Genomic DNA, 26,918 nt, shown 5'->3' on the forward strand with positions numbered 1-26,918 from the left:
GATCGCGCCGATCCGGATTGACCCCCCGCCTCGCTCGGGGTACCAGGCAGGGGGTCGACCCTCACTTGCCCGTGATCCGCACCGGCATGCACGGACCACCCGGTCGGAGCAGCCCGTTCATATGGTCCGAGCAACGCCGACGGTCGTTCCATCAGCCGTCGCCTCCGGCAGCCTTGCGGGCCCAACCGGCGCCGCCCTCCGCCGACTTGAGAGCGGGGGAGGGCAGCGGTGGTGCGTGGCGTGGGATCACCGTGTGCGCGGTGTCACGGGCAGGTGACCAGGATGATGGAGATGGCGGTGCAGGTGACGGACGCGCTGTCGTTGGCCGGGTTGGGGTCGGTGGGTGCGGAGGCCGTGCGCAGACCGGTGACCTTGACCTGGCCGAGGCTCAGCAGGTGCAGCGGGACGCGGAACGTCTTGTTCACGCTCGCGTTGTCGGGGATGGCTCCGTAGGCGCACGTCACCGTGGTGCCCGCGACGGTGCATCCGGCGGCGAGATGGGTGGCGGAGGCGCCCGGCGGGAGCTTCGCGGTGAGGGTCGCCGAGGTGACGGCGTTGGGGCCGGTGTTGTGGGCGGTGAGGGTGTAGGTCAGATAGGGCACCAGGATGCTCAGGTGTGGCTGAGCGGTGAGGTTGACGTCGATGTCCGCCGCCGTCGTCGTCGGAGGGGCGGAGCCGAAGGCTACGCCGTACGGTCCGGTGAACCCGCTGATCGTGGCAGTGACGGCGTTGGACCCGCCGTCGATCACCGACACGGTGCCGTCGGCCGTGTTGGTGGCGTAGACGGCCGTGCCGGACGGGTTGACCTCGACCCTGGCCGGGCTGTCGCCGACCGGGACGGTCGCGGTCACGGCGCTGGTCGCCGTGTTGATCACCTTCACGTCGTCGCTGCCGTTGTCGGCCACGTAGGCCCGCGTGCCGGACGGGTTGAACGCGACGCCGTTCGGGCTGGACCCGACCGGGATGGTGGCCGTGACGGTATTGGTCGCCGTGGTGATCACGGAGACCGAGTCGTCGCTGCTGTTGTTGGTGACGTAGGCGATGCTCCCGGAGGGGCTGACCGCCACACCGGAAGGGTCGTTCCCGACCGGGACGGTGGCCGTCACCGTGGCGGTGGCGGTGTCGATGACCGAAACCGTGGAGTCCGCGTTGTTCGTCACGTACGCGGTGGCGCCCGACGGGGTGATCGCCACACCGTTGGGGGAGCTTCCGACCGGGACGGTGGCGCTGACCGTGTTGGTGGCGGTGTTGATGACCGAGACCGTGGAGCCGCCGCTGTTCGCGACGTACGCGCGGGCTCCGGACGGGGTGATCGCCACGTTGAGGGGGTTACTGCCGACGGGGATGGTCGCGGTGACGGTGTCGGTGCCCGTGTCGATCACCGAGACGGTGGCCTCGTCGAAGTTGGTGACGTAGGCGTGTGTGTCGGCTGGATTGACCGCCACACCGACGGGGCTGTTTCCGACGTTGATGCTGCCGGTGACGGTGTTCGTGCTCGTATCGACCACCGAGACGGTATCGCCATGGAAGTTGGCCACGTAGGCCGACGGGCCGGCCGCGGCGTGCGCGGGCGCGGTGAACGCCACCATGCCTGTCAGTCCCAAAGCGCCGGCAGCAGCAAAGGAGGTCAGCCGCCGCCTCCAGCGAGAAAGGCTCCACCCAGGTCTTGCAGGTCTTGCGGGTCTGGACGTCAAGGCATTCCCCCTCCATCGGTCCGCACTCTGACGGCGGATCCGAAGGACCCCGAGGACCGGCAGCGGTGCGGTCGCGCACCCCCCGGCCCGCGGTGGCGTCGACCACCGTGCGACAGGGCCCGTACGTCGCGTATGCCGCGGCACACACGCTGCGCTCCATCACGGCACCGACCGGAGCCGCAACAGCCGTACCCCGACCGAACACCGGCAGCGTCGGCGCCCGGCGGAGTGACCAGAAGCATCCCGCTCGGGCGCCGACTCCGGATCAGAAACTCCGCAGTTGACCGCATACGGTCAAAAGATGGCCATCGGGCGACTTGACACCCTGTCCCAGGTGTTTCGCACCCTGGAGCCGACCGGCCGACGGCGCCGTCCCTGGCCTGCACGAACCCGCATGCCGCCGGTAGCCTGGCATCCAATGCCGAAAAGTCGCCAGCCCCCGCTCAAGCCCTCCGCCGGACCGCAGAACATGCCGAGCGGGGCCGGTTGGCTGCCCCACGGATACACCCTGGCCCCACACACGCACGATGCGGGGCAACTCGTCTACGCGGCCGCCGGGACGCTGGCCACCACCACGGAGCGCGCTACCTGGGTGGCTCCTGCCAACCGCGTGACATGGACGCCGCCCGGCTTCGCCCACTCCCACCGCTTCTACGGCCGCACCGATGCCCGGCTGCTGACCATTCCTGTCGAGCTGTGCGGTGAACTCCCTGAACATCCCAGCGTGTTCGCGGTCAGCCCGCTGCTGCGCGAGGTCATTCTGGCGGTGACCGATGACCGGCCCGAGCCCCGTCCCGGCGCGCGTCAGCGGCTGCTCGCCGTGGTCATCGACGAGTTGTCCGACACCCCGGAGGAGTCCCTGCATCTGCCCGAACCGGCCGACGACCGGTTGCGCACCGTCACCGACCTCCTGCACGCCGATCCCGCCCGCCCCGCGACCCTGGCCGAGCTGGGGCGCATCGCGGGAGCCAGCGAGCGTACGTTGAGCCGCCTGTTCCACACGGAGCTGGGAATGAGCTTTCACCGGTGGCGCACCATCCTGCGCATTCACCACGCGCTGGCCCACCTGACGGGCGGCATGACGGTCACCGACACTGCCATGGCGTGCGGCTGGTCGAATCCGTCCAGCTTCATCGACGCCTTCAACGACGTCGTCGGCCAGACCCCCGGCAGTTACCAGTCGGACCTACGCAACAGCCCGGCCTTGCCGTAGCGGCTCGCGTACGACGCATGCCATCGCGCGCCCGGCTCGCAGCGCCCGGCGTGCAGGTTGGCGGGTTTCCAGTATCGCGTGTCCATTCACCGGTTGGTGACTGCTCCGGTCGGGTTCCACAGTGAGGTCAGTACGCCGTGCCACCCGGGCGGCGCGGCCGTTCACGCTCATCGGGGCGTGCGGCCCCACCCACTGCAAGGAGCTCGAAGACTCATGACCGAAACCACCAAGGACACGACCGTCGTGGTCATAGGGGGCGGAGTCGCCGGGCTCGCGCTCGGCAACTTCCTCCTGCGCAACGGCGTCGGATGCATCGTCCTCGAAAAGCACAGCCGTGCATACGTGGAGCAGCGGCAGCGGGCCGGGGCGCTCGATGCGGGCGGCGTGCGGGTGCTGAACGAGTGGGGGGTGGGCGAAGCCGTCGACGGGTACAGCCACGGTGACTCGGATGCGCCTATGCCGCTGCTGATCGACGGAGAGAAGCGGCAGTGGCGGTCGGGCGATGACGACGAGGACGACGTCGACGGGGCGTTCTGCCCGCAGCAGATCCTCGTCCGCAACCTGATCCGGGTCTTCCTGCGGGACGGCGGCGACCTTCGCTTCGAAGCGCAGGACGTCGCGCTGCACGACATCGACACCGGCCGGCCGCTGGTGAGCTATCGGGATGCCAACGGCGTGACGCAGGACGTCAGTTGCGACGTCGTCGCCGGCGGCGACGGCTATCGCGGCGTCAGCAGGACGGCGATCCCGGACGACGTCCTCACCTGCTCCACCCATGAGTTCGGCTATGCCTGGCTGACCGTGATGGCAGGGGTGCCGGCAGACCCGCTGGCCGTGCTGGCGGTGCACTCGCGCGGTTTCGCCGCGCAGATCACACGTGGCCCGGAGGCGAGCCGTCTCTACCTGCAGTGCCCGCTCACCGACACCGTCGAGGAATGGCCGGACGAGCGGATCTGGAGTGAACTGGAGGCGCGCTTCGGTGAGTCCGTGGAGCCCAAGGGGCCGATCACGAGCAAGCAGATCGTGCCGCTGCGCGGAGTGGTCTTCAGCCCCATGAGCTACGGCAGGCTGTACCTTCTCGGCGACGCGGCCCACCTCATCTCTCCCATGAGCGCGCAAGGCATGAGCCTCGCCCTTCACGACGCCGATGTGCTCGCCCGCGCGATCATCCAGCAGGTCGAGCGGAACGATTCGAGCCTGCTCGACAGCTACTCCGACACCTGTCTGGACCACACATGGGAGCGTCAGGCATCCGCGGTCTGGATGACCCGGACCATGCACGACTCGGGTGATGCCGGCTACGAGGGGGAGTTCTGCCGGCAGATCGCCCGGAAGAACCTGGAAACCATGCTGGAACCGGCGACGACGCCTCACCCGGCGGCGGAAGCCGGTGCATCGCAGTCCCAGGGTTGACCGACGACTGATCGCGATCAGGCGCCCCAGGCCCGACCCGCGCCGACCACGTACGGCTCGAAGCGGTGGGGCGCCGTTCCACCCTCAGCGGCGGCCGCGCGAGCTTGTCTCCGCTGTCAGGGGTGAGGGTGGCCCTGTTCGGGGTCGTCGTCGGGGGTCTGCCAGGTTTCCCCGCGCTGGGCTTCGCCACTGGGGGGAGCGCCGTGGGGCGGTGTGGTTGGTTCGGTGCGGCGGGCAGCGCGGCGTCGGCCGCTGATGAACATGGCGAGCAGTCCTGCTACCACGACGATGCCAACGATGAGGAAGATCAGCGATCCGCCTCCCTCGATGGCGAGAACGGTCTGACTGTGAGTCTGCATATCGATCAAGTACCCGATTCATGGCGAAACACTTCAAGGACTCGCCGGCCGCCGCTCCAACGGCTCCGTGCCCGCCCCGAGAGCGGGGTGTACCACCTCCGCGGCGATCGATCCCGGCGGGGAGCCGACGCTCAACGGCCGTGGCGCACTCGTACCGCGGCGACAGCGCCCAGCGCGGCGCCGACAGCCAGCACGATGAGGCCCCTGGCCCAGACGTCCCGTTCGATCTGCGTCGCGAGCAGAACGCAGGAGGCCGCGCCCAGTACCGGGACGGCGGTCGGCGCTCGGAAGTGGCCGTGCGGGACGGTGTCGCGGCGCAGGACGAGGAGCGAGGTGTTGACGAGGAAGAACACTACGAGGAGGAGCAGGACCAGGGTGGAGGCAAGGGTGTCCACGTCGCCGGTCATCGCGAGGAGCAGCGACAGCGCAGTCGTCACGGTGATCGCCACCCAGGGCGTGCGCCGGCCGGGCAGCACCTTCGTCAGGAAGCGGGGCAGGAGGTCGTCCTGTGCCATGCCGTAGGCCAGGCGTGAGGACATGATGCCGGTGAGCAGGGCGCCGTTCGCGACGGCCACCAGGGCGATCGCGCTGAAGAGCCGCGTGGGGACCCCGCCGGCCACCCGGACGACTTCGAGCAGCGGCCCGCTCGACGCGGCCAGCTTTCCGGTCGGTACGGCTGCCGCTGCGGCGGCGCCGACCAGCGCGTACACCGCGCCCGCGGTGAGCAGGGCGCCGAAGAGTGCTCGGGGGTATGAGCGGCGAGGGTCCCGGGTCTCCTCGGCCACGTTGACGGACGTCTCGAAACCGACGAAGGAGTAGTAGGCGAGCACCGCCCCGCTGAACAGAGCCGCCGCGGGGCCCTTGCCCGCGGTGCCCAGCTCCGTCAGCCTCCCCAGGTCGCCGTCGCCGCGCAGCACGATCCAGCAGCCCAGCCCGATCACGAGCAGCAATCCGCCGACCTCGACGACGGTGGCGACCCCGTTGGCCCGCGTCGACTCGCTGATGCCGCGCGCGTTCAGCAGCGCCAGGGAGGCCAGGAACACGATCAGCACGAGCACGAGGGGGAGGGTGACGAACTCGGCCAGGTAGTCACCGCCGAACCCCCGGGCCAGGGCAGCCACCGAGACGATGCCGGCGGCCAGCATGCAGAATCCCGTCAGGAACCCGGCGAACGGTCCGAACGCCAGGTTCGCGTAGTGCGACGAACCGCCCGCGCGCGGATACTTGGTGACCAGCTCGGCGTAAGAGGCCGCGGTCAGCAGTGCCAGGCACAGGGCCGCGACCAGCGGAGCCCACACCGCGCCCCCGGAGTCGGCCGCGACCTGCCCGACCAGGACGTACACGCCTGCTCCCAGGACGTCTCCCAGGATGAAGAAGTAGAGCAGCGGCGTGGTCAGCGCCTTCTTGAGCGACGTCGGGGACTGGGACGTCGCTGACTGGTCCGGGGGTGCGTTCATGTCGTCCCGTGTACCCGCTGAGGCGTCCCACGGGCCGTGCGTCCCCCGGATGCCTGAGATCATCTCCCGCCCCGCAAGTGGGGGGGGGAAGAGTCGCCCGTGGTTCCACGGTTCTGGACCGGCCTGGTGAGCGACAAGCCGTAGCCCGCAGGCAGCGGCGGCGAACCGTCCAGAGGTTGACTAGCGTTGCGGAGGGTACGCGGCACTCGTCCACCCGGCTGGTGCGGAGAGGCAGAGCAGCTATGAGCGTGATCGAAGGCTCGGTCGACGTGGATGTGCCGGTCGCAGCGGCCTACAACCAGTGGACGCAATTCGAGAGTTTCCCCCAGTTCATGGACGGGGTGGAGCGGGTCGACAAACCCCAGGCCACCCTGTCGCACTGGGTGACCCGCTTCGGTGGTCTGTCCCGGGAGTTCGACGCGAAGGTGGTCGAGCAACGCCCCGACGAGCAGGTGAGCTGGCGCAGCCTGCAAGAGCCGTACCACACGGGGTCCGTGCTGTTCGAGCCATTGGGTGACACCACCTGCCGGGTCACCTACCGCGTCGAGTTCACTCCGCAGGGCCTGATCGAGCGGGCCGGTGACGCGCTCGGCGTGGTCCGTCGGCAGGTCCACGCCAGCATGCGGAGCTTCAAGGAGTACATCGAAGGCCAGGGCAGGGAGACCGGCGAGTGGCGCGGCACCATCAGCGGCGGCCATGTGCAGCCGCACGCCAAGGAGGAGCCCCGGCCGGTGCCGCACTGGCCCACGGGTTGAACGCCCCCGGCGCCGCTCGCGAGAGCCGCCACCGCCAAGGAGTCCGTCCCCTGGCAGGGGCTGCGGGCAGGACAGATCGGCCGTCGTTCACCTGTCCGGGCGCAACAGCCCGCACGAAACGGCGGTACTGAGCGAAAGGCTGACACGTGCGAGAGTCATCGACCGGAGACCCGGGTGGCGAACAGGCGAAAATCACGCCGCCGAAGACCTGGGCGGCCGGGGTACCGGCGGTCGCCCACGCGGTTCAGTACTCCCTGGCCGAGACGTCGCCACGGCGTACGGCCCTGAACCTGCTCGACCTGAACCAGGTCAAGGGATTCGACTGCCCCGGCTGCGCCTGGCCGGACCCGGATCCGGGCAATCGGCACGTCAACGAGTACTGCGAGAACGGCGCGAAGCACACCAACGACGAGGCCACCACTCGGCGCATCACGCCCGAGTTCTTCGCGCGCCACTCGGTCACCGACCTGGCGCGCGCCTCGGACCGGTGGCTGAACCAACAGGGCCGGCTGACCCACCCGATGGTCAAGCGGCCGGGCTCCGACCACTACGAGCCGATCAACTGGCACGACGCCCTCGGACTGCTGGCCGAGGAACTGCGTGGCCTCGACACCCCCGACGAGGCGGTCTTCTACACCTCTGGCCGGGCCGGCAACGAGCCCGCGTTCGTCCTCCAGCTCTTCGCCCGGGCCCTGGGCACCAACAACCTGCCGGACTGCTCCAACATGTGCCACGAATCCAGCGGCACCGCCCTCCACGAGACGCTGGGCATCGGCAAGGGTGATGTGAGTCTGGCGGACATCCATCACGCCGACCTCATCCTCACCCTGGGCCAGAACCCGGGCAGCAACCACCCCCGCATGCTCTCCGCGCTGGAGGAGACCAAGCGCAGGGGCGGCAAGATCGTCGCCGTCAACCCCCTGCCCGAAGCGGGCCTGATGCGCTTCAAGAACCCGCAGAAGGCGAGCGGGGTGATCGGCCGGGGCACCAACATCGCCGACCAGTTCCTCCAGATCCGCCTGGGCGGCGACCTCGCCCTCTTCCAGGCCCTGAACCTCCTGCTGCTCGAAGCCGAAGAGGCCGCGCCGGGAACCGTACTGAACCGCTCGTTCATCGATGCCCACACCGATGGCTTCGACAAGTTCGCCGACCACGTGCGCCGCACCGTCTCCTGGCCCGACGTCCTGGCCGCGACGGGACTGAGCCGGTCACAGATCGAGGAGCTGCGGGACCGGGTCCTGGCCAGCGAACGCGTCGTCGTCTGCTGGGCGATGGGCCTCACCCAGCAGAAGCACGCGGTGCCCACCATCCGCGAGGTGGTCAACTTCCTCCTCCTGCGGGGCAACATCGGCAGGCCCGGCACGGGCGTCTGCCCGGTGCGCGGACACAGCAACGTCCAGGGCGACCGGACCATGGGCATCTGGGAACAGATGCCGCAAGACTTCCTGGACGCGCTGGGACGTGAGTTCTCCTTCACGCCGCCCGCCGCGCACGGCCTGGACTCGGTGAACTCGATCCGGGCCATGTCCGAGGGCCGCGTCAAGGTCTTCGTCGGGCTCGCGGGCAATTTCGTGCGGGCCGCTCCCGACAGTGACTTCACCGCGGACGCGATGCGCCGCTGCCGTCTCACGGCGCACATCTCCACCAAGCTCAACCGGTCCCACGCGGTGTGCGGCGACACCGCGCTGATCCTTCCCACTCTTGGCCGCAGCGAGCGGGACCGGCAGAGCGGCGGTGAGCAGTTCATCACCGTCGAGGACTCCATGAGTCACGTGCACGCCTCGGCCGGGCGCCGGGAACCGGCGTCGAAGCACCTGCTCAGCGAGGTGGCGATCCTCAGCAGGCTCGCCCGCCGCACGCTCGGGGACCAACTTCCTGTTCCCTGGGAGGACTTCGAGGCGGACTACGGGCACATCCGCGAGCGGGTCTCCCGGGTCGTGCCGGGCTTCCACAACTTCAACGCCCGAGCGGCGAAGCCGGGCGGCTTCGGCCTGCCGAACCCGGTCAACGACGGCGTCTTCCCCACGCCCAGCGGCAAGGCGCTGTTCACCTGCAACCAGTTCGAGATGCTCCGCGTCCCGGCGGGGCACCTGATGCTCCAGACGCTGCGCTCGCACGACCAGTGGAACACCATCCCCTACACGACGAACGATCGCTACCGCGGCATTCACGGCTCGCGCCGCATCGTCATGGTCAACCCGGCCGACCTGCGTGCCCTCGGCCTGGACGACGGCGCGCGGGTCGACGTGGTGGGCGTCTGGCGGGACGGAACCGAGCGCCGCGCGGAGGACTTTCGGCTGGTCTCGTACTCCACACCACCCGGCTGCGCCGCCGCGTACTACCCGGAGGCCAATGTCCTCGTACCCCTGGACAGCGTGGCCGACCAGAGCAACACCCCGACGTCCAAAGGGATCCTGGTCCGCTTGGAGCCGCGCACATCGGGGGCGGACGTCGCTCAAGGACGCTGAGGGTGAAGGACCTCGATGGCGAAGGGGGTGAACATCACCGGCCCACGCAGGCCGTAGGAGGAGGTGCGTGAACTGGTCTTCTTGTAGTGCGTCACGGCGTTGCGCAAGGTCGTACGCACGACCACGCGCACCTCGTTGGCACCGGCCTTCAGCTGTTCGGTGACGTCCCAGGTGACGTCGGAGGTTATTTGGGTGCCCACCAGGTCACCGTTGAGGCGGATCTCCGCAGCGCCCTCGACAGTGCCCAGGTTCAGTTGCACGCCCTGGCCGCTGCCCAGCCAGGTGCCCGGGACGGTGAGGGTGCCCGTATAGGTGCCGACGCCGGATTCTCCCGCGATCTGCTCGCGGTCGCGCCAGTCCCACAGGGGGAACGTGCCGGACAAGGTGGGGATGTCGATGGTCTTGGGGCCGTCCGGTGTCACGGCCTCGACGGACAGGCGCCAGGCGAAGGGGCCCGGACGGGCGGTGTCCATACGCGCTGGCCGAGCGGTCACCGCGACACGGCGACCATCGCTCAGGGTGAAGCTTCGCGTGCCGGCTTCCGCGGTGTGCAGCTCGATCCGGCCGTCCACCATGCGCAGGTCCGCGGCCAGGTCGGAGTCGACCACGTGCACCGGAGCGGACGCGCTCGTGTCGAGAGCGAGGACGCGTGTCTCCTGAGGGTGCAGACGCGTGGGAATCAAGGTGCGTCCGTGCTCGTACCTGTACTGGGCCGCGGGCTCGATCGTGCCGTCCCACAGACGCAGCACGGACACGGCGCCGGTGCCCTCCATCGCGGGAGTGAACTCCACGACACTGCCGGTGGGGTTGTACAAAAAGAGGTAGCGCACTCCGTGGGCGTACCGCAGCTGGCTCAGGACGTGCGCGTCGTTCCACCGGACGCGCGGAAGCACCTTGCGTTCCTGCAGTGCCTGCAAGACGTCCGCCTGCGTCTTCGCCGTGACGGCGGCCGGGCCGCGCAGGGCCCGCCTGATGGACTCGGCCACCTCGCGATCGGCGCTGCGGCCCGCCCGATAGACGGTGTCACGGCGGGGCGGCTCGCCGACGAAGACGACGGTCACGCCGGCCGCCACGGCACGTTCGACGGCCCGAGCCGCCTCCAGGGGCAGCGCCCGTTCGTCGATGACCAAAGCCCGGTACTGCGGTCCTGACGGGCAGAGCACCTTCTTGCCGACGGCTGATTCCTCGGCGAGCCCGACCGGGTCGATGTACTGGAGGGAGTATCCGTGGCGTTCCAGCGCGAGCGTGTCGAACAGGGCTGCCGGCTGGGTGCCTTCGTCGGAGGAGAGACGGGCCGCCGTCGTCAGGAAACCGTCCCGGTAGACGGCGACATCCGTGCGCGGCGAACCCGACTCCAGGACGAGTGCTCCCCGCGCCCAGTACTCGGTCGTCCTGCTCAGCGCCGGCCACTGCGGATTGTGGCGGTCGTTGAAGCTGTCGAGGTTGTCGCCGAACCGGTACTTCCCGGGCCAGCCCGCGCCCTCACTCATGTACTGGAAGCCGTGCAGGAACGGCTGCGTAATGCCTGCCGCCCACTCCTTGTCGATTATTGCCTTGTAGTCGCCCGGAGTGATCTGGTGGCACTGCTCGGGCTGCGCACCCAGCTCGGTCGACACCTTGAGCGCACCGCCCTGATGGGCGCCTCCCACGACCGTTCGCTGCCAGTCCAGGGCATAGCGCCATCCGTAGTTGCGGATGTCGGTGGGGAAGCGGTCGCCGGAGTTGTAGGACTCACCCTCCACCCGGCCGCCCGCACGGGCGAGTTCACGGAAACTGCGGATCGGCTCCAGATCCTGTCCGTACGCGGCCTGCGTCTTGTACGTCATGCCGTAGCCGCGCGCCCACTGCTGGAACGGCTTCAGATGGTTGTCGACGTAGAGGTCGGTGATCAGACGGTAGTAGTCGGCGCGCACCTTCCCGCCCCCTCCGTCGGGCAGGTCGAAGTCGGCCACAGGGGGCTTGGCCGGCACCCAGTAACGACTCATGCCGTGCTGGAACATCAGAGGGAGATAGGCGGCCATGTCGTATCCACGGCGTCGCTTGAACTCTTCCGGGAACCCGGGCGCCCAGAACAGCGAGTCCGCGTCCAGTTCGAGTGAGTCCTCGAAGAAGTCACCCCCGCACTTCTTGAGCGCTTCGACGTTGTCCTTGCCCACCTGGTGCTCGTCAAGGTAATCGGTGGCCTTGCGTGCCGCTTCGGCGTCGAAGACGCTCGTCACCCCGCGCTCACCCTCGCGGCGCCAGAAACCGAAGACGATCCAGTCGCCCGCACCGGGTGCCTGCCACGTCAGTTTCCCGTCGACGACATCGCCGGTGACATCGAGCAGCGAATCGGCGGCCAGGACCGTCGACTTGGACGGAACCTTGATCGGTGTCCCGTACGGCGGGCGTTCGTTCTCCGGCAGGAGCTCGGCTGCGGGCCCCCGTTCGAGGACCCGGGCGACGGTGGCCGCGACCAGCTGCGCCTTCCTCTTCTTGTCCGGGTCGTCGAAGGGCCACGGCACCTCGCCGGAGAAGCGGCCGTCGCTCGCGTCCGCGCGGCCGTACTGGACTTCCTGCTGGGCATATCCGGAGCCGGCTCCGGTGTTGGGCGTCTGCACCGGCCAGTTGGCACCCATCGTCATGCTGACGCGCAGGTCGAGGGAGGCGGCGGCGTCGAGAACGGCGCGTAGGTTCTCGCGCTGCTCGCCGCTGGCCCAGGAGTCGGTCGAGTACGCGATCTCGACCTCGCCGAAACCGGCCTTCGCGATGGCCGTGGCCTCCCGCACGCTCTCCTCGACCGACAGCGGCGCGGACCACCACCAACGCACGGCAGGTCTGTGCCGCACGGACGGACTCTTGAAGGCTTGCGCGGTGATGGCGGTGGGAAGCCGGCCCGAGTTCGCGGCCTCCACCTGCTCGGCCCTTGCCGCCGACACGGCCTCACTCTGCTGTGCCGCGTGTGCCTGACCGGCTCCGGAGACCGCGGCGGTGGTCGCGGTGGCGGCGCCGGCCGCGAAGAGGGATCTGCGGGAGAGTATGGCCATGTCTGCCTCGATTCCTGCGAAGGCTGTGGGGGAGGGGTGGGCAGTGTTCCGGTGCTCGCAGCGGAGGTGAAGCGGCTGCGAGGGTGGACGAGTTGAACGTTTCAATTTTGGGTCGAGAGTGCACGGCGTACGGTCCGTGTGCTCTGCACGGCGGCCAGTCCGGTCACGCGGGGGATGTGGGCGGCCTCAGCGGTAGATCGAGCCAGGCGAGAGCGACGTCGCGGCCCATGTGCGAGGTGTCCTGGGCGGCCCGGCCGTCGTAGAAGACCGCGAGCTTCCCCTTCGACGGGAGCACGGACGGAAGCCCGATGACGAAGGGCGACCAGGCACAGTTGTTGCGGTCGAGAACGACCGCCTTGTCCGCGGGGTCCCAGTGGAGGAGGTCCCGGGTCCAGTAGACCCAGATCGCGTCGGTGTATTCGCCGTGCTCGTCGAGGCCGACATGGTTGGTGAACAGGAACCAGGTGTCGTGGGCGGGCTCGTAGTACAGCGAGGAGTTCTCGATCTGTTCGGTGAGCGGCACGACGGGCCGGTCGTCGATCTGCCAGGGGCCGCCCAGGTCCCCGGTCCGCGCGAGGCCGATCGTGCGCAGGGTGGCGCCGGTCGAGTCGAGTGCGGAGGCGCTGAAGAACTGCAGGAACTCACCACGGTGGCGGACGACGTGGCCCGGACTCGCCGTCACCGAGTAGTACGTGTCGGCCTTCGGCCTGAACGGGATCACGTCAGGTGTCTTGGTCCAGGGGCCCGCCGGTCCTGACCCCCGGGCCTTGAGCGTGAGGTAGGGGAAGGCGGGGACGCGGTCCGGCGGCGGGCTGGTGTGCGGAGTTCCCAGATAGAACATGTGCCAGTCGCCGGGCCCGTTGCGATAGGTGACGCCGTAGCCGGCGGAGCCGCTGTCGTCGGCGCCGGGCGCGCCCAGATCCAGGACCGGACCGTGCTTGGTCCAGCTCCGGCCGTCCTTGCTCGTCGCCAGCGCCGCGAGCCAGCCTCGGTCACCGGCCGCGTCGTAGTTCATGTAGAGGGTGCCGCCTGCTCGGTACACCCACACGTCGCGGGCGCCCAGACCATCGCCGGCGTCCGGACTGCCGCCGTGTCGCAGGACGGGGCCTTCGTCCTGCGCTTCGAGCCGTAGGGTCGCCGTCGGACGGCCGTCGGGGTACGACGGCGTCCATCGGTCTCGCCCGACAGCCGCCGCAGCGGCGCCAGGCGCGGCAGGTGTCAGGGGCAGGGCGGCGGCAGTTGCGGCCGCCCCGGCGGTCAACAGACGGCGGCGGCTGAAGGGGGCCGGCCGTTCGTCTGGTTGCTCGGTCATATGGATCACGGTCCCTGTGGGGTCGCTGGGCGCCGGCGAGTGCAGGGGGCGACGGTGGGGGCCGGAGGAGTCGCGTCTTCGTCCCGGAGTCGCCTGTAAAACGTTTCAACTCGACGAAGGTAGGCACCTGCTGTCACAACGTCAACCCTCTGTCGCAGGCAACTCGTTGAGGCATTCCCGAACCACCACCGCACGGCTTCTCTAGTCAGGCCGACGCGGCGCGGGCACCGCGAAGCGCAGGATGCGCCGCCAGGCCGAGCCGTACTGGCGCCGCAACGGCCCGGTGACGTACGGGATGTCGTGCTTCTCGCACAGTTCACGCACCCGAGGGGCGATCTCCGCATAGCGGTTGCTGGGCAGATCGGGGAAGGCGTGGTGCTCGATCTGGTGGCCAAGGTTTCCGCTGAGAATGTGGAAGAGCCGTCCGCCGTCGATGTTCGCTGAGCCCTGGATCTGCCGCAGATACCACTGCCCGCGCGTCTCGCCCTCGATGTGTTCCTCGGTGAACGTCTGGACGTCCCCGGGGAAATGGCCGCAGAAGATGATGGTGTGCGACCACAGATTGCGCACGGTGTTGGCCGTGAGGTTGCCCAGCAGGCACGGCACCGCCGAGGGGCCCGCGAGCAGCGGGAAGAGTACGTAGTCCTTGGCGAGTTGACGGGTGGCCTTGGCGGCGAAACCGGTCAGGTCGGCCAGGAACGAACGCCATGACTTGGAGCCCGAGGCGACCGAGTCGGGCTCCAGGTCGTACAGCGCGATGCCCCACTCGAAGAGGGGCGCGAGGACGAAGTTGTAGAGCGGCTGGGCGAGATGACGCGGCTGCCAGGGCTGGTCGGCACTCATCCGGAAGATGATGTACCCGAGGTCCCGGTCGCGGTCGACGACGTTGGTCCAGGTGTGGTGCAGATGGTTGTGGGTGTGCTTCCAGGCCGCGGCGGGCGTCAGGAAGTCCCACTCCCAGGTGGACGAGTGGATCGCCGGGTCACCCATCCAGTCCCACTGGCCGTGCAGGATGTTGTGGCCCAGCTCCATGTTCTCCAGGATCTTGGCGATGGAGAGCATGGCGGTGCCCGCCGCCCAGGCGGGTGGAAAGAGGGAGAGCGCGAGCGCGGCCCGGCCCCCCGCTTCCAGGCCGCGGTGGGCGGCGATCACCGTACGGATGTAGCGGGCGTCGTCGGCGCCGCGCGCGGCGATGACCTCGGAGCGGATCCGGTCGAGTTCGTCCCCGAGTTCCTTCTCCAGGTCCTTGCCGGGCTCTGCCTCGGTGGCGGCGAGAGGGGTCGCAGTCACAGGGGTCTCCTTGTGTGGCTAGACGTCGAGGGACACCGGTCCGGCCGCGGCCGAGACGCAGGTCTGGATCAACTGGCCGGTCCGGTCGCTGATGTCGCCGGTCCGGAGATCGCGCACGCGCCCGTACGTCAGTGGAAGGAGGCAGCCGAAGCAGATGCCCCGCCTGCATCCGTACGGCATCGGCACCCCGGCGAGTTCGCCGACGGCGAGGAGCGGGGTCGACGCGTCCGCGGCGATCTCCGCCCCGGAACGGGTGAACAGCACCCGGCCGCCGGGGGCCGCGTCGAGGTCCGGCGGGAGGACCGGAGCAAGCTGGAAACGCTCCACGTGCAGCCGTTCACGCAGGCCCGCACGCTCCCAGCGGTCCTCCAACGCGTCGAGCAGGGCAGCCGGACCACACGCCCAGCTCTCACGCTCGCGCCAGTCGGGACAGAGCCGCTCCAGGGCGTCCGGGGTAAGCCTGCGGTGTGGCCGGGTGTGATGCTCGTCGTAGGTCAGCCAGCTCAACCGCCTCTGAGCCGCGTGCAGTTCAGCGCTGAAGATGCTGTCCCGCGCGCGGGGCGCGCTGTGCAGCAGGACGACGTCGGGGTGCGGGGCCCGACGGCGCATGAGGGCGCGGAGCATGCCCATCACCGGGGTGATGCCGCTGCCCGCGGTCACGAGCAGGATGCGGGACGCAAGACTGTCCGGGAGGACGAAGTCTCCTTGTGCCGGGCCGAGTCGGAGCACCGTACCCGGCGGCGTCCGGTGGGCCAGGCGCGGGGAGACCCTGCCACCGGGCGCAGCTTTGACGGTGATCGTCAGCAGGCCGTCCGCCCGGCCCGGCGCGGAAGTGAGGGAGTAGGTGCGCCAGTGCCGTACGCCGTCCATCTCGACGCCGATCGGCAGATACTGCCCGGCTCGGTGGCCGGACCATCCTCGGCCGGGCCTGAGGGTGAGTGTGGTGGCGTCCGGGGTCTCCGGGCGCACCGCTGTCACCCGGCCCGCGGGACAGTGCGCGTCGAGCAGGGGATCGATCAGTCCGAGATAGTCGTCGGGGGCGAGCGGGCTGGTCAGCCAGGAGGTGGTGGCGGTCAGCAGGCTGCTCAGCGGGGCCGGTAACGCAGGCATGGCACGGGTTCCTCTCGTCACGCGGCACGAGGGGTGTCGCGTACGTCGAGTCGTCCCGGGCCCGGCTGGGACCACGTAACCACGCCCGTGCGAACGGGCGCACGACCAGGAGGCCGTATCCCGCCAAGCGCGATCTGCGGAGCGTCGTGGACGGCTTCCACCGCGGCGCGGTGGTCTGCGGGGACAAGCCCTGATCGACCGGCCGGGAATGGCCGGATGATGCTGCCCAGGTGCGGTGTCGTCGCGTTCGTACGTCGTGGGGCGTCGGCGGGTGCCTTGTGGCACTTCCAGCACAAGCCCCCGCAGCCGTTCCGGTGGCTGCGGGGGCTTGTGGCGTGGTGGCGTACGGTGTCCTGCTTCCGCGGTGCGCCACCGGTGTGCGGCGCGGCGCGGTTCGGGCCGGTGTTCGTGAGCGTCAGTCCTGGCTTCTCCTGCCCTCGTAGCGTTGCACCCAGTACGCCGTCCGGTCCAGGTAGGCGTTCTCCGCCGCCTCACCCGTTTTTCCGTACGCGCCCTCGAAGGTCAGATAGCCGTGACCGGCCGGCGGTGAACTGTCTGCGGGCTCGATGGAACTCCCCTCGTGCCACTCGTTGAAGGACGTCACCGACACCCAGGCGGGGGAGCCGCCGATGGCCGGGTCCAGGGCGTTGTTCCACTGTTTGTCGTACGCCGCTCCGCCTGCGCGGTCGAGGGTGGGGGTCGTGTTGCCCGGGACCGCCCGGTCGTCGATGTAGCCGGGAGCGACCGACGGGGCCCAGATCAAGTCGTGGGCACGGGCGTAGTCGCCGGCCTGCTTCCAGCCGGGGGCGGTGGCGCCCGCGATCCCGTCGTACGTGTACATCCCGGAGAAGTGGGCGATCTTCGTGGTGTCGGTCGTCTGGGCGAGCACGATGCTGCTGTCCGTCACCTCGTCGAGCGCGGTCCAGTCGGTGATGCGCAGGCTTTCGAAGACGTAGAACGCGGGTCTGTCGCCGTGCTCGGCGGAACGGTAGAAGGCGGGGTGGCTGCTGTAGGTGTCGTTGATGTACTTGATGTCGGACACCGTGGAGGCCGCGGTTCGCCCCGAGTACGGCTCCAAGTGCCAGGCCACCTTGACGCCTTCCGCGGCGGCCGCGTCCAGGACGCCCTTGGCGAGCTGGTCCTCGGATCCGCCACGGCCCCACCAGCTGTAGACGATGACTCCGGCGCCGGATCTCCTCACCTCCTTCATGTGCTGGGCGACGGCGCCTCTCATGTCCCCGGAGTCGTAGGGGCCGAGCGCGGGGTAGTAGTCGGCGCCGATGTCGTCGGGCGGGGTGTGACCGCCCTGGGGCCAGTGGCGCCAACTTCCGTTCACGGCCGGGCTTCCGTACCACGGGTAGTAGAAGAGGTGGACGTTCTGCGATCCCTCCGCCGTGCCGCCTCCCGTATCGGGCGCGCAGTCGCCGGGTGCCTGCCCCGCGGCGTAGCGGACCGCGCCGAGCAGCAGGGTGCGGAAGGCGGGATCGGCGTACGACTCGGCGGTGTGGCCGAGGCCGGTGTAGAAGGAACGGCCCTTGCCCTGCGCGTGGCACCAGGTGATGGGGTGGTCGCCCGCCATCTCCCCGCCGCTGTAGGTCGATTCGTCCAGGCTCTGCAGGACGTGGACGTTGGAGCGGGGGTTGGCGCGGTAGTTGTACCACTCGTCGGTGCGGGCCCAGGTGGCGCCGAGGTGGGAGGTCGCCGGGTGGGTGCGGTCCTCGTTGACGACGGTGGCCTTCTGAATGGCGGGATGGCTCTTGAACCAGGCCCCGACGAGCTGTCCGTAGTACGGCCAGTCGTACTCGGTGTCGGCCGCCGCGTGCACCCCGACGTAGCCGCCGCCGGAGTCGACGTACGACTGCAGGGCGCCCTGCTGGGCGCTGTTGAGGACATCGCCCGTGGTGCTGAGGAAGACCACGGCCTCGTATCCGGAGAGGTTGCCCTGGCTGAAGGCCGTGGCGTCCTCGGTGGCCGTGACGGTGAAGCCCTGCTCCCGGCCGAGGCGGCGCAGGGCCTCGATGCCGGCCGGGATCGAGTCGTGGCGAAAGCCCGCCGTCTTGGAGAAGACGAGGACGTCATAGGAGGCGGCGTCCGCCCGACCGCCGGTGTCCCGCGCGGACGCGGCCCGCGCGGACCCGGTCGGCGCGGTGACCGGCACGGCGAGAGCGGCGGTCAGTGCGAGGGCGAGCACGGCGGGTGCGCGGCGCAGCCGCCTCAACGCTCTGCTCATGTCTCTCATGGCTGCCGCCCCTTCTGCGCGGTGGTGGCGAGGGTGAACGCGTCGACGTCGAAGAGATTGCCCTGACCGCTCGGTCCCTTGAAGACCAGCACGAGGTCCGTGGTCCCCGAGGGCGCCGCGGACAGGTTCGCCGTGACGTTCTGGTAGTTCTCCCAGCCGCCCGTCACGGGCACGGCCACCGAGCCGAGTCGCGTGCCGGTCGGTGAACCGGCGCGGATCTCGATCGTGCCCCCTGCGCCGCCCGATGCGATGCGGGCGGTGAACGACTTCGCGTCGGCGAGTGCGTAGGGCTTGAAGGAGATCCAGTCGCCGTTGTCGGTGAAGCCGACCGTGTTGGCGCCTTCCGCGGCGCCGTGCCCGGCTATCTGGATGCCCGACTGGGCGGTGAAGTGCTCGGCCTGCCGGTGGCGCGGCTGCAGCGTCCGGCGGCTGTGCGTGGTCAGACCGGCCTTGTCGGTGTACTCGGCGTCGAAGACCCCGTACAGATTGGCCGCGCTGTCGTGCTCGCCGTCGGCCGGCACCGTGATGCTTCCGCTGCAGCCGTTCTTGGACGTGATGGCGTGCGAGTGGCTGTCGTGCCCGAGGAGATAGGTGACCTTGACCTTCGCGCAGTCGATCGCGCCGTCCTCCGGGTCGCTCACCGAGACCTCGAAGGGCACGGTGTCGCCGAAGGAGAACAGCATTCCGTCGGGGGGCCGGCGCAGGGAGACCGTGGGCGCGGTGTTGCCCGCGGTCACCACGAGGCTGGCGCTGCCGGTCAGGCCCTGGGGATCCTTGACGGTCAGCGTCGGCCGGTAGGTCCCCTTCGTGGTGTACGTGTGTGAAGGGCTGGCCTGGGTCGAGGTGGACCCGTCGCCGAAGTCCCAGGAGTAGCTGAGGGACTGCCCTTCGGGATCGGAGCTGCCCGCGGAGGAGAACTGCACGGTCAGCGGCACGGCGCCGGAGGTCTTGTCCGCGGCGGCCTTGGCGATCGGGCTGCGGTTGCTGCCGCCGAGGTATTCGATGCGGTACAGGGCCTGGTTGTTGCTCCCGGTGCCGTAGTCGAGGACGTACAGGGCGCCGTCCGGGCCGAAGTCGCTGTCCATGATCTGGGTGCCGGTCCACGGGAAGTCCTCGATGGCGCCCCGGGACCCGTCGGACTTCACCTCGATCGACTTGATCCATTTGCGGCCGTACTCGGTGGCGAGGAAGCGCCCGTCGAGGGACTGCGGGAACTTCACCGACGATTGCAGATCAGGGTCGTAGCGGTAGACCTCGCCGCCCATGGGGGACTCGGATCCGGAACCCAGCTCGGGCGGCGACCCCTCCCAGCCGTACTTGATCCAACTGTCCTTCGCCGGAGGCAGCTTGGCCTGTCCGGTGTTGCGGAACGAATCGTTGGCCGGACCGCCCGCGCAGTCGTACTTGGCGCCGGACGGACCGCTGGGGAAGGTGTAGGCGTTGTACGTCTCGGCGCCGGTGTTCGTGCCGGTGCAGTACGGCCAGCCGAAGTTGCCCGGGGCGGTGATGCGGTCGAACTCCACCTGGCCGCCGGGGCCCCGGTTCGCGTCGCCGCCGCCGGCGTCGGGTCCGTAGTCGCCGAGGTAGACGACGCCGGTCTTCTTGTCGACGCTGATGCGGAACGGGTTGCGGAAGCCCATCGCGTAGATCTCGGGCCGGGTGTTCGCGGTGCCGGGAGCGAAGAGATTGCCGGCGGGGACGGTGTAGCCGCCGGCCGCCGTCGGCTTGATGCGCAGCACCTTGCCGCGCAGGTCGTCGGTGTTGCCGGAGGAGCGCTGGGCGTCGAACTGCGGGTTGCGGTCGGTCCGTTCGTCGATGGGCGCGTAGCCGGAGGAGTCGAACGGGTTGGTGTCGTCGCCCGTGCTGAGATACAGGTTCCCGGCGGCGTCGAAGTCGATGTCCCCGCCCACGTGGCAGCACTGGCCGCGGTCGTTTGCCACTTGGAGCACGACCTTCTCGCTGGCCATGTCGAGGGTCTTGTCGGCCTTGAGCGTGAACCGCGAGAGGTTCAGATGCCCCTTCCACCGCTCGAAGTCGGCGGCGGTTCCGGTGGCAGGCGCGTCACCGGACGGAGTGTCGAGCTTGGGCGAGTAGTAGACGTACACCTGGCGGCTGGAGGCGAAGTCCGGGGCTGCGGATATGCCCTGCAGCCCCTCCTCGTCGTGGGTGTAGACGTCCAGCTTTCCGGCCTGGGTGGTGTTCCCCGCGGCGTCGGTGTATCTGACCGTGCCGTCACGGGCGGTGTGCAGCACCGAACGGTCGGGCAGCACGGTGAGGGACATGGCTTCACCCAACTCGGCGCCACCTGAGGCCAGTTGCACCTGTTGGTAGTCCGCGGCCGGGATGTCCCGGGTGTCCGCGCCCGCGGAGACGGCGGCGGAGACGGTGAGCCCGGACAGCGTGAGTGCGAGTGCGGTGAGCAAAGTGAGCCCTGTACGAGGGCGTGGGGACATGGGGCATCCTCCTGACGCTTGGGGGTGTGTCAGGCAGGGCGCGCGCCGGCCGCGCTTGCTGCGGTGATGGAGAGCTGGTGAGCGCGTACTGAAGTGACTGAAGTACGGACTGGCGTGCCGATGCACGCGTGAATTGCGCATTCGGCACAGAAAATTGCGCAGAAGTGCGAGCGCTTTGCATCCTGGCGACGCCGCATCAATTTGTCAAGGCCGTGTCAAAATGCACGTCGGGCGCAGCTCTTGGGCGCCGGAATCGTCTGCACCATGGGGGAGTCGGCTACGCGGTGAGCGGGACCGCGATCGGCACGGGCCAGGGGTCGGCTCAACCTCGCCCACCGTGCTGGGTGCCGCGAAGCTCAGTGGCTGTTCAGTGGCTTGCCGTACTTCTGGGCCGTGGTGAGATACGGGAGGCCGAGTGTGCGCGGCGAGAAGGCCGCCGAGCCGTCGGCCGAGCCGCTGGGGAGGAGCCACGCAGCGCCCAGGGAGGCGTTCTCGCCAGGGGATCCGACCGTGACGTCCGGTCCGCCCTTGGCGTTGTAGTCGGCCGACGAGACCGCCGCGCCGAAGGAGTCGTTGGCCTCGGCGACGCCCGGGACACCGGGCGTGTCCTGGTTCCAGGCCACGGAGGTGGCAGCGCCGCCCGCGTCGAGGAGCCCCCGAGCGCCGCCGCGCAGCAGCCAGGCGGCGCCTGCCCCCGCCTGGCTGGCGATGGCCTCACCGGGAGCGCCCGCGATCAGGTCGTCGCGGCCGTCGCGGTTGACGTCGGCGACGGCGAGGGCGGCGCCGAAGCGGTCGCCGTCCTCGGCCACCCCCGGGACGCCCGCCGTGTCCTGGTTGAGGCTCTGGGTGCGGGTGCCGAACGAGCCGCCGTCGGCGCTTCCGTAGTGGAGGTGGATGCCTCCCCCCTTGGCGAGCTTTTCCGGACCGCAGGGGTCGTCGATGTTCTCGTCGGCGATCTCACGGCATTCGCCGAGCGCCAGGTCGTCGTGGCCGTCGCTGTCGAAGTCGCCTGCGGCCAGCGCGGTCACGCCGGCGTTGTCCGTGTTCCAGAAATTGACCATCTCGGCCCGGTCGGCGTCCCACTTCCACAGGCGCACATGGGACTGCGTGTTGTGCTCGACCGCGGTCCAGTACGCCACGGCGAGGTCCGGCGTGCCGTCGCTGTCGAAGTCGCCGGTGGTCAGGACGGGGGCGCGGCCACCCATGGGCGCGGCGACGACCGTGGTGACCATGCTGTCTTCACCCTGGATGACACGAGCGACGACCTTGTCGGTGCCGCCGATCACGATCGCCTTGTTGTCGCCGCCGGTCAGGTGGTCCGCCGCGACCGATGTTCCGTACGCAGCCGACGGCGAGGGGCCGGTCAAGACGGTCGACGCCGGTCCAGGTCCGCTCGTCGAACCACCAACGGCGATGACCATGCCCGCGTCCGTGCCGCGGTCGGTGACGTCCTCGCCGGGGACACCGGCGAGCAGTTCCGCGATGCCGTCGCCGTTGAGGTCCGTCAGGGCCACCGAAGCGCCGAAGCGGTCGCCCGCCTCAGGGGAGCCGGGGACCTCGGGGGTGGCCTGGGTGACACGGATGCTGCCGTGGGCGCCGACGCCCTTGGGGCCGCCCCAGACGACGTTCACGTACCCCGCCTTGGCCCGGCCGTCGACGGTCCCGTCCGGTACGCCGACGGCGAGGTCCGCGTAGCCGTCGCCGTTGAAGTCGCTCGTGGTGCCGGGGGGTGCGGCAGCGGTGGCACCGGAGGGGAGCACGAACCCGGCGGTGACCGCGGCGGCTGCGATGGCGCACGTCAGGATGCGGCGGCTGTGTGGCACGGAGGCGCCCCTTCGGTCGACGGAGTACGTGTCTGTCTGGTGTGACCGTCGAAGGGCGGAGCTGGTTGTACCGAGTTCACGGGTTGTTGGTGCCGGGTTCACGGTGGGCGGCGGCCGGGCGCGGCGGCGTTGCCGATCGGATCGTCCGGTGTCCGACCGGGTGCTGCCGCCGGCCGATGCACCGGCCTTCCGGTCGCGATCACGCTTCGCGTCCCGTCTGTCGCCGTCAACTTCGGTGGACGCGTGTTGACTTCCCTCTCTAGTGCAGATTCACTAGAGCCGTACTGGTGGCATCGCACTATGCGGTAGTGATGCCACAGCTGACGACCGAGGGCTTCTCTGCAGGACGGGCTCGTGGGACCGCTACGCGCCGCACGTGAGCACGGAAGGGCGTGGGATGCTGTGACCGTTTACCCGTTCACGTCGCATGCCGCTGTTCACTCGGGCATCGCGCGAGTAACTCTCGCGGGTGAGCTCGACTGGGACACCGGCTCCCATGTCCGGGAGGCGGTAGCGGCCTGTCTGGCGAAGCAGCCGACGACTCTCTGCCTCGATCTGTCCGGCATTTCCTTCTGCGACTGCGCCGGCCTGAGTGCTCTGCTCAGGGCGCGGATGTCCGTACTTCGCGCGGGCGTGGGTCTCGTCGTGGAAGGAATCGGGGCCCAGCTGGCAGAGCTGCTCTGCCTGATCGGGGCAGACGGCATCCTCACCGACGACAGCACGTACACGAATCCGGAGCCGGCTCGCTGCGCTCCGGACCCGGTCGCACATCGCCGTGGTGGAGCGGCAGCCATCGCCGAGTCGCCGCTCCGGGGCCTTCTGGGATGATCGTGCGGTCCCCCACCTGCAAGGATGCGCCCATGCCTGCTCCCTCCCCCCACAGCCGCCCGGTCAGAATCCTGTTGGTGGAGGATCACGACATGGTGGCCGAGGCGATCTGCCTCGCTCTGGAGCGTTCACCCGATCTGCAGATCGTGGGGCGCGCGGCGTCGGTGGCGTCGGCATTGGCCGACGCGCGGCGCTGCGAGCCGGACGTCGTTCTGCTCGACCGACGGCTGCCGGACGGTGACGGGGTCGCCGCCATCGCCGATCTGCTGGCACTCATACCGGACGTGCGCGTCCTGGTCCTGGCGGGCGAGGGCAGCGGGTCGGTGGCCGCGCGCGTCGCGGAGCGGGGCGGAGCCGGCCTGATCCTCAAGGCCCGCGGCCTGAGCGAACTGGAGGACGCCGTTCGTCGGGTGGCAGCGGGTGAGGTGGTGTTCAGCCAGGATCTGCTCGGCGACGTACTCGGACGGCTGACCGGCAGAGCGCCGAGTCTCGGTGCGAACCTGACTCCGCGCGAGCGGGAGGCTCTTGAGCTCCTGGGGGAGGGGCGCACCACCGGGGAGATCAGTGATCAGCTGGGGGTCGCTCTCAACACGGGGCGCAACCACGTCCAGCGGGTGCTGGAAAAGCTCGGAGCACGTTCCCAGCTGGAAGCCGTGACCATCGCGCGACGCGAAGGGCTCCTCACATGACGCGGGAGCCGCGGCAGGGGAGGCGGGCGCGGAAGCAGGCGGCGCCGATGACGGATGCCGCTTTCACACTCCTGGTCCAGGGGGTGCTGGACTACGGCATCTTCATGCTCGACCCGCAGGGCTTCATCATCAGTTGGAACGCGGGGGCGGAACGGATCAAGGGATACAGGGCCGAGGACATCGTCGGAGAGCACTTCTCGGTCTTCTACCCGCCTGAGGACCAGGCGTCGGGCAAGCCGCAATGGGAGCTGGAGACCGCTGTCGCCGACGGCAGGCTGGAGGACGAGGGCTGGCGCATCCGCCAGGACGGCTCCCGGTTCTGGGCGAACGTGGTCATCACCGCCTTGTGGGACGAGAGCGGCGTACTGCAGGGATTCGGCAAGGTCACCCGCGACATGTCCGAACGGAGGGCAGCACAGCACGCCCTCAGCGAGCGACGGCGGCTGTTCGACCACCTGGTCCAGGCACAGGAGACGGAACGACGCCGCATCGCGTGGGACGTCCACGACGACTCCATCCAGGCCATGGTCGCCGTCGGGATGCGGTTGGAACTGCTGGCGGATCGGGTGCCGGAGTCGTATGCGGCGGAGCTGCAGCGCCTGGACGCGTCGGTGCGCGAGGCGATCGGCAGCCTCCGCGGTCTGACGTTCCGGCTTCATCCCTCCGGGATCGAGAGGCATGGCCTGGTCGAAGGGCTTTCCACGCACTTGGACGACGTCGTGGGTTCCTCTTGGGGGATGGGCTACTCGTTCGAGCACCAGCTGGACCGTGAACCCACGCCCGAGACGGCCATCACCATCTTCCGCATCGTCCAGGAAGCACTGCTGAACGTGTACAAGCATGCGCGCGGCAGCAGAGTCGACGTCAGTGTCTCGTCGGCCGATGGCGGCATCGTGACGCGCGTCGTGGACGACGGAACGGGCGCGCCGATGTCCCGGGACAGCGCCCGCGATCACTTCGGGGTCATCGAGATGCGGGAGAGGGCCGAGACGGCGGGAGGATGGTGGTCCGCACACAGCCGGCCCGGGACGGGGACGACGGTCGAGTTCTGGCTGCCGAACCCGCTTCCGATGCCGGCATCGACACCGCCGGGCGACGCGCCGTGACCGCAGCCGGCGTGCACGACTGCGCCCGTTCACCGCTCAGGGTGATCCTTTGCGATGACAACGTGATGCTCCTGGAGATCCTGAGCGAAGTCGTGCAGGCACAGCCCGATCTGGAGGTCGTGGGCACCGCGCGCGATGGTGAGCAGGCACTCCGGCTCGCGCACCGCCAGCGACCCGACCTCGTGGTTCTGGACGTCCGTTTCCCCGGTGGCGGCCCCACCATCGCCAGGGGCATCGCCCGGTGTTCACCGGCCAGCCGCGTTGTGGCGTTCTCCGCGTACGACGACAAGGGCTCCGTCGAGCAGATGAAGAGCGCGGGCGTTTTCGAGTACGTACTCAAAGGGGCGAGCAATCGGGAACTTCTCGCGGCTCTGCGCCGGGCGGCAGAACCGAGATGAAGGCCGGCTGAGCCGGGCTGTTTTTCGTTTGGATCAGCGCGCGGACCGGAGGAAGATTTCCGCGATGTGGCATCCGGCCCCGCGCGAAGGATGAAGCGATGACATTGCGTTCCGATGTGGCCGAGTTGCTGGCGGGGGCCGGCATCCTCGACGTGGACGTCGACGATGCCGTCGCGGACGAGCACGTGCGATCGTCCGCGTACCGACGCGTCGTCTCGGTGACCGCTTCCTCGCGGAGCCGTGACCTGGACCGCGCGATGGTGGCCACGATCCTGCGCGACCCCGACGCGATCGTGTCCAAGGGGGCGGTGGTCGACCTCGTGGACAGGATCGCGATGAAGGCGAGCGGTCCTGCCGAGTTCCGGCGGTGGTCGGCCGAGCTGCTGCCGGAGATCGACCGGCTCAAGGCGCAGGGGTGCCGCCAGTTCATCCGCCGCCGCATCCACGACTGGCTGTTCTACCTGTCCGTCGAGGACGGTCACGTGCCGACACCTGCCGAGTTGGCGAAGGCCACGGACTGGATGCAGCGCTTCCTCGCCGAGGTGTCGACGTCGTCGGTGGTACTCGCTTTGGTCGCCGAGTCAGCCAACACCAAGAAGACACGGAACATCGCGAAGAACCGAGCCGGAAGCCGCAAGCTGAAAGCGCGTTGAGTCGGCGGCAGTTGGCGGGCCGAGAGCGTGAGATCGTTGAAGGCCGTCCCCGAGGCCGCTGGACGACGTGGCGGAGACATTCGGGGGCATGGGGGTAGTCGGACCGCATGAGGCCGGGCTGAGTGGGAAGCAAGGCGGACGTATGGATCAGACACCGGACGATGACGGACGACAGGCGATGACCACCGGGTCCGCATCGGTTTCCCAGCTGTTCGAGGACAGCGAGGGGATCGCGCCCGCCCGCCATCTGGCCCGGGCCTTCCTGGCAGACGTGCGCTCCGCTCAGGGTCTTCCCGTGTCCAGCCGGGCCGCGAGCATGGTGGAACTGGTGGTCAGCGAGCTGGTGACCAACGCCCGCAAATACGCGCCAGGACCGTGTCTGCTGACCCTCGTGATGCGGGGCACCGTCATCGAGGTCACCGTACGGGACGGCAATACCGTCCTCCCCGAGGTTTCGGCGCCGGATCCTGCCCGCATCGGACAGCACGGCCTGGAGGTCGTGATGGCCGTGTCCCGGAACTTCCAGGTGTCCCCGGAACCGAGCGGCAAGCGCGTCACCGCGATGCTCGGGCTGGCGGACGACCTGGATGATCAGGATGGGCGTACGGCAGACCAGCTGTGACCCGATCCGC

The 26,918-nt window shown here is 69.4% G+C and carries 20 protein-coding genes; 10 read left to right on the forward strand and 10 right to left on the reverse strand.

All coding sequences use genetic code 11. The features are described 5' to 3' along the window. Positions 1-263: 263 nt before the first annotated feature. Positions 264-1,589, reverse strand: coding sequence for a beta-propeller fold lactonase family protein (locus ACFUPX_RS08485; RefSeq protein WP_383318091.1), 1,326 nt, complete (start codon positions 1,587-1,589; stop codon positions 264-266). A 523-nt stretch (positions 1,590-2,112) separates the two neighbouring features. On the opposite strand from ACFUPX_RS08485, the gene ACFUPX_RS08490 reads away from it, so the two are divergent. Then, positions 2,113-2,907, forward strand: coding sequence for a helix-turn-helix domain-containing protein (locus ACFUPX_RS08490; protein WP_383318094.1), 795 nt, complete (start codon positions 2,113-2,115; stop codon positions 2,905-2,907). A 213-nt stretch (positions 2,908-3,120) separates the two neighbouring features. Beyond that, a complete protein-coding gene (locus ACFUPX_RS08495; protein WP_383318097.1) occupies positions 3,121-4,320 on the forward strand; it encodes a 4-hydroxybenzoate 3-monooxygenase in 1,200 nt (399 codons plus the stop codon). A gap of 116 nt (positions 4,321-4,436) precedes the next feature. Here ACFUPX_RS08495 and ACFUPX_RS08500 read toward each other — a convergent pair whose 3' ends face one another. Then, entirely contained in the window at positions 4,437-4,679 is a 243-nt protein-coding gene (locus tag ACFUPX_RS08500) for a DUF6479 family protein (protein ID WP_383318100.1), read from the reverse strand. A gap of 131 nt (positions 4,680-4,810) precedes the next feature. Further along, complete coding sequence (locus ACFUPX_RS08505) at positions 4,811-6,136, reverse strand: APC family permease (RefSeq protein ID WP_383318103.1); 1,326 nt, start codon at positions 6,134-6,136, stop codon at positions 4,811-4,813. A gap of 242 nt (positions 6,137-6,378) precedes the next feature. On the opposite strand from ACFUPX_RS08505, the gene ACFUPX_RS08510 reads away from it, so the two are divergent. Next, entirely contained in the window at positions 6,379-6,891 is a 513-nt protein-coding gene (locus ACFUPX_RS08510; RefSeq protein ID WP_383318106.1) for an SRPBCC family protein, read from the forward strand. A gap of 146 nt (positions 6,892-7,037) precedes the next feature. After that, complete coding sequence (locus tag ACFUPX_RS08515; protein ID WP_383318109.1) at positions 7,038-9,359, forward strand: FdhF/YdeP family oxidoreductase; 2,322 nt, start codon at positions 7,038-7,040, stop codon at positions 9,357-9,359. Here the strand turns inward: ACFUPX_RS08515 and ACFUPX_RS08520 are convergent. The 7 genes from ACFUPX_RS08520 to ACFUPX_RS08550 form a co-directional block, all read right to left on the reverse strand. After that, positions 9,347-12,385: a glycosyl hydrolase gene (locus ACFUPX_RS08520; RefSeq protein ID WP_383318113.1), complete on the reverse strand. Its 3,039-nt coding sequence runs from the start codon at positions 12,383-12,385 to the stop codon at positions 9,347-9,349. The two genes, ACFUPX_RS08515 and ACFUPX_RS08520, sit on opposite strands and share 13 nt — an antisense overlap. Positions 12,386-12,548: 163 nt before the next feature. Then, positions 12,549-13,697: a hypothetical protein gene (locus ACFUPX_RS08525; protein ID WP_383318116.1), complete on the reverse strand. Its 1,149-nt coding sequence runs from the start codon at positions 13,695-13,697 to the stop codon at positions 12,549-12,551. 201 nt (positions 13,698-13,898) lie between these two features. Continuing rightward, positions 13,899-14,987, reverse strand: a complete 1,089-nt coding sequence (locus ACFUPX_RS08530; RefSeq protein ID WP_383318119.1) for a fatty acid desaturase family protein — start codon at positions 14,985-14,987, stop codon at positions 13,899-13,901. A gap of 18 nt (positions 14,988-15,005) precedes the next feature. Then, positions 15,006-16,097, reverse strand: a complete 1,092-nt coding sequence (locus ACFUPX_RS08535; protein ID WP_383318122.1) for a ferredoxin reductase — start codon at positions 16,095-16,097, stop codon at positions 15,006-15,008. A 415-nt stretch (positions 16,098-16,512) separates the two neighbouring features. After that, positions 16,513-18,327 (reverse strand): ThuA domain-containing protein, encoded by a 1,815-nt coding sequence (locus ACFUPX_RS08540; protein WP_383318125.1) that lies wholly within the window; start codon positions 18,325-18,327, stop codon positions 16,513-16,515. Between the two features lie 5 nt (positions 18,328-18,332). After that, on the reverse strand, positions 18,333-20,789 hold the full coding sequence (locus ACFUPX_RS08545; RefSeq protein WP_383318128.1) for a carbohydrate-binding protein: 2,457 nt from the start codon (positions 20,787-20,789) through the stop codon (positions 18,333-18,335). Positions 20,790-21,145: 356 nt separating this feature from the next. Next, positions 21,146-22,612, reverse strand: coding sequence for an FG-GAP-like repeat-containing protein (locus tag ACFUPX_RS08550; RefSeq protein WP_383318131.1), 1,467 nt, complete (start codon positions 22,610-22,612; stop codon positions 21,146-21,148). A gap of 402 nt (positions 22,613-23,014) precedes the next feature. On the opposite strand from ACFUPX_RS08550, the gene ACFUPX_RS08555 reads away from it, so the two are divergent. The 6 genes from ACFUPX_RS08555 (at position 23,015) to ACFUPX_RS08580 (ending at position 26,908) form a co-directional block, all read left to right on the forward strand. Beyond that, positions 23,015-23,440, forward strand: a complete 426-nt coding sequence (locus ACFUPX_RS08555; RefSeq protein ID WP_383318134.1) for an STAS domain-containing protein — start codon at positions 23,015-23,017, stop codon at positions 23,438-23,440. A 32-nt stretch (positions 23,441-23,472) separates the two neighbouring features. Further along, on the forward strand, positions 23,473-24,129 hold the full coding sequence (locus ACFUPX_RS08560; protein ID WP_383318137.1) for a response regulator: 657 nt from the start codon (positions 23,473-23,475) through the stop codon (positions 24,127-24,129). 47 nt (positions 24,130-24,176) lie between these two features. After that, complete coding sequence (locus tag ACFUPX_RS08565; RefSeq protein WP_383318140.1) at positions 24,177-25,235, forward strand: PAS domain S-box protein; 1,059 nt, start codon at positions 24,177-24,179, stop codon at positions 25,233-25,235. Continuing rightward, positions 25,232-25,633: a response regulator transcription factor gene (locus tag ACFUPX_RS08570; RefSeq protein WP_383318144.1), complete on the forward strand. Its 402-nt coding sequence runs from the start codon at positions 25,232-25,234 to the stop codon at positions 25,631-25,633. The genes ACFUPX_RS08565 and ACFUPX_RS08570 overlap by 4 nt, the downstream gene beginning before the upstream one ends. A 98-nt stretch (positions 25,634-25,731) precedes the next feature. Continuing rightward, on the forward strand, positions 25,732-26,286 hold the full coding sequence (locus tag ACFUPX_RS08575) for a hypothetical protein (RefSeq protein ID WP_383318148.1): 555 nt from the start codon (positions 25,732-25,734) through the stop codon (positions 26,284-26,286). A gap of 142 nt (positions 26,287-26,428) precedes the next feature. After that, positions 26,429-26,908 carry an ATP-binding protein gene (locus ACFUPX_RS08580; RefSeq protein WP_383318151.1) on the forward strand — a complete coding sequence of 160 codons (480 nt, stop codon included), beginning with the start codon at positions 26,429-26,431 and terminating at the stop codon, positions 26,906-26,908. The last annotated feature ends 10 nt before the right edge of the window (positions 26,909-26,918 follow it).

Source organism: Streptomyces sp. NPDC057302 (genome assembly GCF_042667685.1).
Lineage (GTDB): Bacteria > Actinomycetota > Actinomycetes > Streptomycetales > Streptomycetaceae > Streptomyces.